This window comes from Streptomyces sudanensis (assembly GCF_023614315.1).
GTDB classification, from domain to species: domain Bacteria; phylum Actinomycetota; class Actinomycetes; order Streptomycetales; family Streptomycetaceae; genus Streptomyces; species Streptomyces sudanensis.
In genome coordinates this window covers 2314928-2323603 of the sequence record NZ_CP095474.1, presented here as the reverse complement: position 1 = coordinate 2323603, position 8676 = coordinate 2314928, and the positions used below count along the sequence as shown (strand labels likewise).

The 8676-nt window shown below is 77.1% G+C and carries 5 protein-coding genes and 1 pseudogene; 3 read left to right on the top strand and 3 right to left on the bottom strand.

What is annotated here, in order from left to right; translation table 11 throughout:
• Nucleotides 1-989: DNA-3-methyladenine glycosylase family protein (locus MW084_RS10680; protein ID WP_420833737.1), on the top strand; the 989-nt coding region annotated here is incomplete at its 5' end.
• Between the two features lie 342 nt (nt 990-1331).
• On the opposite strand, the gene MW084_RS10675 is transcribed toward MW084_RS10680, so the two are convergent.
• The 3 genes from MW084_RS10675 to MW084_RS10665 are packed head-to-tail and all read right to left on the bottom strand — an operon-like array spanning nt 1332 to nt 4129.
• Complete coding sequence (locus MW084_RS10675) at nt 1332-2636, bottom strand: coenzyme F420-0:L-glutamate ligase (RefSeq protein WP_010472745.1); 1305 nt, start codon at nt 2634-2636, stop codon at nt 1332-1334.
• Complete coding sequence (gene cofD / locus MW084_RS10670) at nt 2633-3589, bottom strand: 2-phospho-L-lactate transferase (protein ID WP_010472747.1); 957 nt, start codon at nt 3587-3589, stop codon at nt 2633-2635. Before cofD ends, MW084_RS10675 begins: the two co-directional genes overlap by 4 nt.
• Nucleotides 3590-3601: 12 nt before the next feature.
• Nucleotides 3602-4129 carry a cysteine dioxygenase gene (locus MW084_RS10665; RefSeq protein WP_010472749.1) on the bottom strand — a complete coding sequence of 176 codons (528 nt, stop codon included), beginning with the start codon at nt 4127-4129 and terminating at the stop codon, nt 3602-3604.
• 710 nt (nt 4130-4839) lie between these two features.
• On the opposite strand from MW084_RS10665, the gene MW084_RS10660 reads away from it, so the two are divergent.
• A complete protein-coding gene (locus MW084_RS10660) occupies nt 4840-5103 on the top strand; it encodes a WhiB family transcriptional regulator (protein WP_010472751.1) in 264 nt (87 codons plus the stop codon).
• 209 nt (nt 5104-5312) lie between these two features.
• A pseudogene (locus MW084_RS10655) lies at nt 5313-8652 on the top strand (glycosyltransferase); the annotation flags it as partial.
• Between the last annotated feature and the right edge of the window lie 24 nt (nt 8653-8676).

Below are 8676 nucleotides of genomic sequence, written 5' to 3'. Positions count from 1 at the left end.
ACCCAGCTGAGCCGCCGCGGCCGGTCGCGGGGCGGCGCGCGGTCCCCTCACCCGTCGGGCCCGGCGGTACCCCGGTGCCGTCCCGGCGGCGCAGCTGGGTGCCGCCGTGGCCGCTGGACCTCGGGCTCACCCTGGGCCCGCTGCGGCGCGGCCCCGGCGACCCGACCTTCCGGGCCACGCCCGACGGGGCGTTCTGGCGGACCTGCCGCACGCCCGCGGGCCCCGGCACGCTGCGGATCACCGCGCGCGGCGGCACCGTCGAGGCCGAGGCGTGGGGGAGCGGCGCGGACTGGCTCCTCGACCGGCTCCCCGTGCTGCTCGGCGAGGCGGACGACCCGGACGCGTTCACCCCCCGCCACCGGCTCCTCGCCCTGACCCGGCGGCGCCGCGCCGGGCTGCGGCTGGTGCGCACCGGTCTGGTGATGGAGTCGCTGATCCCGTCGATCCTGGAGCAGAAGGTCACCACCGACGAGGCGTACCGCGCGTGGCGGCTGCTCGTGCGCGGGTACGGCGACCCCGCTCCCGGCGCTCCCGCCGGACTCCGCCTCTCCGTGATGCCGGAGCCCCGTACCTGGGCGCTCATCCCCTCCTGGGAGTGGCACCGCGCGGGAGTCGACGGCAAGCGCTCGGCGACCGTGCTCCGTGCCGTGCGGGTCGCCTCCCGCCTGGAGGAGGCGGCCGGCATGGCGCCCGAGGAGGCCCGGCGCCGGCTGGAACTGGTCCCCGGCATCGGCCCGTGGACCTCCGCCGAGACGGTCCAGCGCAGCAACGGCGCGCCGGACGCGGTGACGACCGGCGACTACCACCTGCCCGGCATCGTCGGGTACGCCCTGGCGGACGACCGGGACGCGGACGACGCCCGGATGCTGGAGCTGCTGGAGCCGTACGCCGGGCAGCGGCACCGCGCCGCCCGGCTGATCCTGCTCGGCGGCCGCGTCCCGCCCCGCCGCGCCCCGCGCATGACGCCGCGCGACATCGCCGCGCTCTGACCGCCCCGCCCCCGCTCCTCCTCTTCGGGCCGGGCCCTCGGCGAGGCGGCCCTCGACGAGGCGGCCCTCGGAGGGCGGTCCCCGGCGGGCGCCCCTGACGTCCGGTCCCGGCGGACGCGACCCCGGCGGACGCGACCCCGGCGGGCGCGACCCCGGCGGGCGCGACCCCGGCGGGCGCGACCCCGCGGCGTGCCTCCCGGCCCTCCGCCCGCCGTCGGCCCCGCCNNNGGGCCGGCCCCCGGCGGGGCGGTCTCCGCGGGCCGCCCNGGCGGGCCGTGCGGCGGGGCCCGCGGCACCCGCCGCACGGTGGCGCAGATCCCCGCCGCACAGGTCCGGCGGGCCTCACCGCACGGTGAGGAAGTCCTCCGGGTCCCGTGCCGGCCGGGGCTTCACCGGTCCCGCCGGCCGCCCGACCGCGACCGCGCCCATCGGGTCCCAGCCGTCCGGCAGGTCCAGCACCTCCCGCACCACGTCGCGGCAGAACATCGTCGACGACACCCACGCCGACCCGAGCCGCTCGCCCGCCAGCGCCACCAGGAGGTTCTGCACCCCGGCGCCCGCCGCGACCACGAACATCTCCCGCTCGGCGGTGTCCCTGCGCGCGTCCCCGTAGTGGTGGGCGCCGTCCGTCACCAGGCACGGCACCACCAGGTACGGCGCGTTGCGCAGGACGTCGCCGCGGCGGACGCGCCGGGCGACGTCACGCTCGTCGAGCCCGTCCCGCCGCAGGTCCGCGATCCACGCCTCCCGCATGGCGTCCAGCAGCCGGGTCCGCGACGCGGCGCTCTCCAGCAGCACGAACCGCCACGGCGCCGTGTGGTGCGGCGCGGGCGCCGTCACCGCCGCGGCCACCGCGCGCCGTACGGCACCGGGGTCGACCGGGTCGTCGGTGAACTCCCGCACGGTGCGGCGCAGGGTGACCGCCTCCCGTACCGCCTCCGAAGTGCCCAGCCGGAACATGTCGTCGTCCGCGCCGCGCACCAGCGCCCGCGCGCCCGGGCCGTCCTCGCCGCGCCCGGTCACCAGGTGCGGCAGGCCGCGCACGACGGCGACGGGCCGCCCGGCCGCCTTGCCCTTGACCAGGTCGCCGGCGGCGGCCAGTTCGTCGGCGCAGGCCACGACCGTCGCGACGAGCGGGTTGCCGTACGAGTCGGTGCCGCCCCGCAGGTCGTCGAGGACCCGCACCCCGGCCGCCCCGATCGCGACATCCGTCAGCCCGCTGCGCCAGGGCCGGCCGAAGGTGTCGGTGATCACGACGCCGACGTCGACGCCGAGCCGGTCGCGCAGCCCGGCGCGCAGGGCGCGGGCGGACGCGTCCGGATCCTCGGGCAGCAGCAGGACCGTCCCGGCGGGCGTGTTGGACGCGTCGACACCCGCCGCGGCCATCACCAGGCCGTTGCGGTTCTCGACGATCCGCAGCGCGCCGCGCCGGGCGACGACGCGGACGGTCTCCGCGTCGACGGCCGCCTCGCGGTCCTCGGCGGCGACGACGCGCCCCTCCGCCTTGCTCACGATCTTGGAGGTGACGAGGACGACGTCGCCGTCCGCGAGGTCCGGTTCGGCGGCGGCGACCAGTGCGGCCAGGTCGTCGCCCTTCGCGACCTCCGGTATCCCCTCCGGGGCCCACACCCGGTACGAGGCGGTCATCCGCGCACCTCCTCCGCGAGGGCCAGCGCCTCGCGCGCCATCGCCGCGGCCGCGTCGACGTCGGTCATCATCAGCGGCACGGCCCGGCAGCGGATCCCCGCGGCCTCCACCTCCGCGACCGCGCCGGCGTCGACGGTGTCGACGAGCCAGCCGTCCAGCAGCCCCGAACCGTAGTGCCGGGCGACCGCGGCGGCCGTCGCCTCCACGCCCACCGCCGCGAGGACCTTGTCGGCCATGCCGCGCACCGGAGCGCCCCCGACGATCGGCGACAGGCCCACGACGGGGACGCCGGCCTCCGCGATGCCCTCCCGGACGCCCGGCACGGCGAGGATGGTGCCGATGCTCACCACCGGGTTGGACGGCGGGAACAGCACCACGTCCGCCTCGGCGATCGCCTCCAGCACTCCGGGAGCGGGCGCGGCCTGCTCGGCGCCGACCGGCACGACCGCCTGCGCCTCGACGGAGGCGCGCAGCCTCACCCAGTACTCCTGGAAGTGCACGGCCCGCCGCTCGCCGTCGATCTCGACCGCGACGTGCGTCTCGACCCGGTCGTCCGACATCGGCAGCAGCCGCACGCCGGGGCGCCAGCGGTCGCACAGCGCCTCGGTGACCGCGCTGAGCGGGTAGCCGGCGCCCAGCATCTGGGTCCGCACGATGTGCGTGGCGAAGTCGCGGTCGCCCAGGCCGAACCACTGGGGTCCGACGCCGTACGCCGCGAGCTCGTCCTTGACGGTGAAGGTCTCGTCCGCGCGCCCCCAGCCCCGCTCCTCGTCGATGCCGCCGCCGAGGGTGTACATCACCGTGTCCAGGTCGGGGCAGATCTTCAGCCCGAAGAGATGGATGTCGTCACCTGTGTTGCCGATGACCGTGATGTCCGCGTCGGGCGCGGCCCGCTTGAGGCCGCGCAGGAAACGGGCACCACCGATGCCACCGGCCAGAACCACCATGCGCATGCGGGCAGTCTGTCAGGCGGGCACGGTGTTCCGGGCGTTCGGGGCGAAACTGTGGAAAACCCCGGCCGCCCCGCGCATCGGCATCTCGGTGAGGCCCGGGAAGTAGAGGTGCAGGCTGACGGCCGGCTCCAGCGAGTCGTTGACGATCTCGTGGACCCGCCCGGGGGCGACGACCCGGCCCGAAGCGCCCGCGGCGCCCCCGGTGAGGGTCCGCACGCCCCCCGGCGTACGCTCCGTCAGCCCGCCCTCCAGCACCGTGAAGTAGCCCGACGACCGGCCGTGGTCGTGCGGCCCGGTGCCCTGTCCGGGCAGCCACGACAGCAGCCACACCTCGTAGCCGGGCCCGGTGCGCAGCCGGTGGTACCAGCGGCTCGTGGCGTCGTACTCGACGAGCGGCGCCCACAGGGCGCGGTCGGCGGCGATGGAGCGGGCGAGGCCGGCGAACTCCGCGACGGTGCCCGGGTGTTCCCTGGCGGGCTGCAGGAGGTGCTGGACGGCGAGGATGTCGCCGGCGATCTGGAGGTCGCTGTCGCTGTTCACGGGTGCTGGGTTTCCTCGGAGGATCGAAGGAGCCGTTCGGGGGGGCGGGGCGGGTGCGGCGGCGCCGGGCGCGCGGGGGCGCGGCGCGGGACTCGCCCGAGGGGGAAGGGCCGGAGCGCTACGGCGTCAGCGGCAGGAACAGCAGCAGCGCGCGTGGACAGCGCGGCGGAACCCACGGGCCGCGTGGGTCGCGAAGGGCGCTGCGGTCGCTGGCATGCCCCAACGGTGGACCGGCCGGATTCCTCCTGTCAACCCGGTGGCCGGCGAGGCGGCGGTGCTCCACCCCGTCCGGCCGGGCCGGCGGCGGGGAGGTTCACGTCGGCCAGGTCGCCGAAGAGGGAGGTTTACGCCGGCCGGGTGCGGGACACACGCCGCAGGGACCGTCGCGCGAACCCCTCCGGGTGCCGCGATCCGGCTGTGATCCGGGCCGCTTCGCCGGCCCGGCCGCAACGGGGCCGCGGACCCGGTCGTCCTCCTCCGGGAGGGGCGGTCGGAGGCGGGGCGCGGAACGGGCCGGGGAGGGTGTCTCTTTTTACTGATTTGAACACTTTCCCCGTCGGCTTGGTTCCGCAGAGTGAATACCGGGGCCGATAGCAGATCCCGGCTTGACGGGCCCGGAGCTACACACTTGTAATTTCGCTCGTGTCGTTCAGCCGAAAACGGGAAGCGGCGGCATCACGGGGACGTAGAGAGACAGACGAGGGGCGCAGATGACCGAGTTGTTCCAGGAACTGCTGGTCGAGGACGCGGAGGAGGAGATCGGCTGGCAGGAGCGCGCGCTGTGCGCCCAGACCGACCCCGAGTCCTTCTTCCCCGAGAAGGGCGGATCCACGCGCGAGGCCAAGAAGGTCTGCCTCGCCTGCGAGGTCCGTTCGGAATGCCTCGAGTACGCACTCGCCAACGACGAGAGATTCGGCATCTGGGGCGGCCTGTCCGAGCGTGAACGCCGCCGCCTGAAGAAGGCCGCCGTCTGACCCCTCCCGGAGCCTCCGGCCCGGAGCCCCGGGCGGCAGCCGCCGCCCGGCCGCGGACATCACCCATACGTTCCCCCGGCGGTCCGCCGCCTGTGCTCTGTCCACAGGCGGCGGGCCGCCGTCGTGCCAGCCATTAGTGTGGAGCCCCGTCAAAGACGCTCCGACGCCCCGCGACGCGGGCGACCCCCGGCCGGAGGGCCCGTACCTCGATGTCCGCCACCACAGCCGCGTTCCCCACCGCTCCCCCCGCGCAGCCCGAGTTCCCGCGGCACGTCGTCACCGCCGTGCTCGTCTCCCACGACGGGGCGCGCTGGCTGCCGGACGCCCTCGCCGGACTCCTCGGCCAGGAGCGCCCCGTGCAGTACGCCGTCGCCGCCGACACCGGCAGCGCCGACGAATCCGCCCGGCTGGTCGGGGAGGCCATCGGCGACGAGCGGGTGCTCCACCTCGCCCGCCGCACCGGCTTCGGCGCCGCCGTCGGGGAGGCCGTCCGCGCCGCGCCCGTCCTCGGCCCCGACGACCTGCCCTACCTGAGGCGGCCCAGCGGCTGGGACCCCGTCGGCAAGACCTGGCGCGACGACGCCCACGAGATGCCCGACCTGCCGCACGGCGAACCGGTCCAGTGGCTGTGGCTCCTCCACGACGACTGCGCGCCCGCCCCCGACGCCCTCGCCGAGCTCCTCCGCGTCGCCGACTCCGACGAGTACGCCGCGATCGTCGGCCCCAAGCTCCTCGGCTGGTACGACCGCAAGCAGCTCCTCGAAGTCGGCGTCACCATCGCCCGCAGCGGCCGCCGCTGGACCGGCCTCGACCGCCGCGAACAGGACCAGGGGCAGCACGACCAGATCCGCCCCGTCCTCGCCGTCTCCACCGCCGGCATGCTCGTCCGCCGCGACGTCTTCGAAGAGCTCGGCGGCTTCGACCGCCACCTGCCCCTGATGCGCGACGACGTCGACCTGTGCTGGCGCGCCCACGCCGCCGGCCACCGCGTCCTGGTCGCCCCCGACGCCGTCCTCCGCCACGCCGAGGCGGCCTCCCGCGAACGCCGCACCGTCGACTGCGCCGGCCGCTCCGTCGCCAACCCGCACCGCGTCGACAAGGCCGGCGCCGTCTACACCCTCCTCGCCAACACGCGCGCCGCCGCCCTGCCGTACGTCCTCGTCCGCCTCGTCCTCGGCACCCTCCTGCGCACCCTCGCCTACCTCGTCGGCAAGGCCCCCGTCCAGGCCGTCGACGAGGTCATGGGCCTGTGCGGCGTCCTCCTCCGCCCCGAGCGGATCGTCGCCGCCCGCCGCCGCGCCCCCCGCGCCGGCGACCCCGCGGAACTGCGGCCCCTCTTCCCGCCGCCCGGCGCCACCGTCCGCGCCGCGATCGAACAGGCCGCCTCCGACTTCGGCGGCCACGAGGCGGACGCCGGCGGGTCGCGGCACGGCGCCGTCGAGTCCGGCCCCGGCGGCGACGACGCCGACTACCTGGAGGTCGAGCAGTTCACCCGGCTCAGGAAGATCGCCCACAAGCCGGGCCCCGTCCTCTTCGCCCTGCTGCTGCTCGTCTCCCTGATCGCCTGCCGCGGCCTCCTCGGCGGCGGCTCCCTCGCCGGCGGCGCGCTCCTGCCCGTCCCCGACGGCGTCGGCGACCTGTGGAGCCGGTACGCCGACGCCTGGCACCCCCTGGGCACCGGCGGCACCCAGAGCGCCCCGCCCTACCTCGCCCTGCTCGCCGCGCTGTCCGGCCTGTTCCTCGGCTCCACCGGCTTCGCGGTCACCGTGCTGCTGGTCTGCTCCGTACCGCTCGCCGGCTTCACCGCGTACTTCGCCTCCCGCTCCCTCGTCGAGTCGCGGCTCCTGCGCGCGTGGGCCGCCGTCGCCTACGCCTTCCTCCCCGCCGCGACCGGCGCCCTCGCCACCGGCCGGCTCGGCACCGCGGTCCTCGCGATCCTGCTGCCCCTCATGGCCCGGGCCGCCGTCGCCGCGTACGGACTGCGCGGCGGCGGGCCCGGCGCGCCGCGCGGCAGCTGGCGCGCCACCTGGGCGTACGCCCTGCTCCTCACGTTCACCACGGCCTTCACCCCGGTGGTCTGGCCCCTCGCCGTCGTCCTCGGCCTCGCCGCCCTCGTCCTGCGCCGCGACGACCTCACCGCGTACGGGCTGCGCCTCCTCGCCGTCGCCGGCACACCGCTGCTCGTCCTCGCCCCCTGGTCGCTGTCCCTGCTGACCGAGCCGGCCGCCTTCCTCCGGGAAGCCGGCACGCAGATCCGCACGGGCCCGGCGTCCGCGCTCGACCTGCTCGGCACCAGCCCGGGCGGCCCCCGCACGGTCGGCGGCCTCGTCCTGCTCGGCCTCGTCCTGGCCGCCCTCGCGGCCCTGCTGCGGGCGGAGCGCCGGTTCGCCGTCCGCAGTGCCTGGACCGTCGCCCTCGTCGCCCTCCTCTTCGCCGTCGTCACCAACGGCGCCGGCGACCGCGCCACCGGCTGGGCCGGCCCCGCCACCCTCATCTACGGCCTGGCCCTCATCGCCGCCGGCGCGCTGGGCGCGGAGGGCGGCCGCACCCGTGTCGCCGCGCAGAGCTTCGGCTGGCGCCAGCCCGTCGCCGCCCTCGTCGCCCTCGCCGCCGCGGCCGGCCCCCTCGTCTCCGCCGCCAACTGGATGATCGGCGGCGCCGCGGGGCCCCTGGAGCGCCGCGACCCCGTCCAGGTGCCCGCGTTCGTCGCGGAGGAGAGCGTCACCCGCGACCAGCCCCGCACCCTCGTCCTCGACGGCACGTCACCCGCCAAGGTCGCCTACGTCCTCCTCCGCGGCTCCGGCGCCCGCCTCGGCGACGCCGAGCTGACCGCCGCGGGCGGCGGCGACCCGCGCCTCGACAAGGTCGTCGCCCACCTCGTCGCCGGCTCCGGCGCCGACCAAGCCGCCGAGCTCGGCGGCTTCGCCGTCCGCTACGTCCTGGTGCGCGACGGCGCGCCCCGCGAGATGGCCCGCGTCCTCGACGCCACCCCCGGCCTCAGCCGGCTCAGCCAGCGCGACGGCAGCGCCCTGTGGCGGGTCGACCGCCAGGTCGCCCGCGCCGTCATCGTCCCCGCGGCGACCGGTGCCGCCGGAAGCACCGGGGCGGGTGCCGAACCCGTCCCCGTCGGCTCCGGCCCCGTCGAGGCGCACGGCGACATCCCCGCCGGAGCGGAGGGCCGCGTCCTGCGCATCGCCGACCGCGCCGACGACGGCTGGCACGCCACCCTCGACGGCAGACCCCTGGAGAAGACCACCGTCGACGGCTGGGCGCAGGGCTTCAGGCTGCCCGCCCAGGGCGGGCGCCTCGACCTGACCTACGACACGCCGCTCACCCGCACCGCGTGGACCTGGACCCAGTGCGCGCTCGCCGTCGTCCTGCTCGTCCTCGCCCTGCCGGGCCGCCGCCGCGACGTCGACGACGACCTCCCCGAGGAGCAGGCCGCGACCGCCGGGACCCGGGACGCCACGGGCGACGGGCGCCGCGCGCGCAGGCTCCGCGCCGCCGCCCCCGACACGGCCCCCGCGCCCGCACCGGACCCGGCGGCCGNNNCGNNCNCATACANANNTCCGA

Coding starts and splice junctions, on each gene's coding strand:
- MW084_RS10675 (WP_010472745.1), bottom strand. CDS start 2,636: ATGACCGCCTCGTACCGGGTGTGGGCCCCGGAGGGGATACCGGAGGTC.
- cofD (WP_010472747.1), bottom strand. CDS start 3,589: ATGCGCATGGTGGTTCTGGCCGGTGGCATCGGTGGTGCCCGTTTCCTG.
- MW084_RS10660 (WP_010472751.1), top strand. CDS start 4,840: ATGACCGAGTTGTTCCAGGAACTGCTGGTCGAGGACGCGGAGGAGGAG.